The following is a 986-nucleotide window of genomic DNA, read 5'->3' as shown; positions in this document are numbered from 1 at the left end:
GGTTAATTTGCAATCACGGGGTGTCACCACCACAAAGATAGTAGCCTTGGCACGGCTGGTATATCTTGTCACCCTTTAGTGCAGGGTGTCAAAATCATGTTGTCAAAGTCCTTATAGCCGACTCCTTCTTTGAGGATGTGCCAAGCGCAGACGAGCATTTTGCGTGATATGGCTACAACCACTTTCATCTTGTTCTTTTTTCTGACTTGTGTCTGATGGTAGGAGAAACGGCTGAAGAAGCAGCCCTTGGTTCGGCTTGCGCCCCATGCGCACTGGATGATTGTCCGTCTCAGGTAACGGTTTCCATGCGTGATGCGCCGTGACTTGATAGTCTTGTTTGACTGGTCGTTGCGAGGCTTCAGTCCCGCCCATGATGAAAGATGGTTTGCCGTCTCGAAGTGGCTCATGTCTGTGCCAATCTCTGCGATTAATGATGTGGCGGCTCTCATCTTCACCCCCGGAACGGTCTGAAGGTTCCTCAGCTGCTCGGAGTATTTTTTCTCGCAAATCTCCTGCATCTTGTCCATGCACTTCTGCTTGTGCGCCTCTGCCATGTCAATTTCCGCCTTGAGCTGAGCCATGATGTCTATGTCGGCCTCCGTGACGCACCCTTTGAGCGATGCGATTATGGTTTCCCTGCCATGACGGTTTATGATACGCCCGTGCACTTCCTTAACCAGTTCCTCGGGGGATGTCACGCCCTCGCATATCTTGTCTATCACGCTCTTGTAACTTACGGAATCCGTGTTTGACACATAATTGCTCAGACGGATATTACACCGCTGCACCGCCGCATCCAGCTTGGCCAGCTTACGGATGATCTCATCATCAAGGTCGTAAATGCGACGGTCGTACAGACGGAGCTGCTGGATGCGCTCAGGGGGAACGAAACTGCCGCGCACCAGTTCCTTCATCATGCACTCGGCTATCCACTGTGCATCTTTCACGTCGCTCTTGTGACCGGGAAGCTGCTTGATGAAATAGGG

General features: G+C 51.8%; 1 protein-coding gene. It reads right to left on the bottom strand.

Going from position 1 to position 986, the window contains the following annotated elements:
• Positions 1 to 68 precede the first annotated feature (68 nt).
• The coding region (locus CIK89_RS05860; RefSeq protein ID WP_094390469.1) for an IS110 family transposase at positions 69 to 986 on the bottom strand (918 nt) is incomplete at its 5' end.

It is taken from the genome of Prevotella sp. P4-119 (genome assembly GCF_002251345.1).
GTDB lineage: Bacteria > Bacteroidota > Bacteroidia > Bacteroidales > Bacteroidaceae > Prevotella.
Note: the sequence above shows the minus strand (reverse complement) of the source record. Positions and strands in the feature narration are given on the sequence as shown.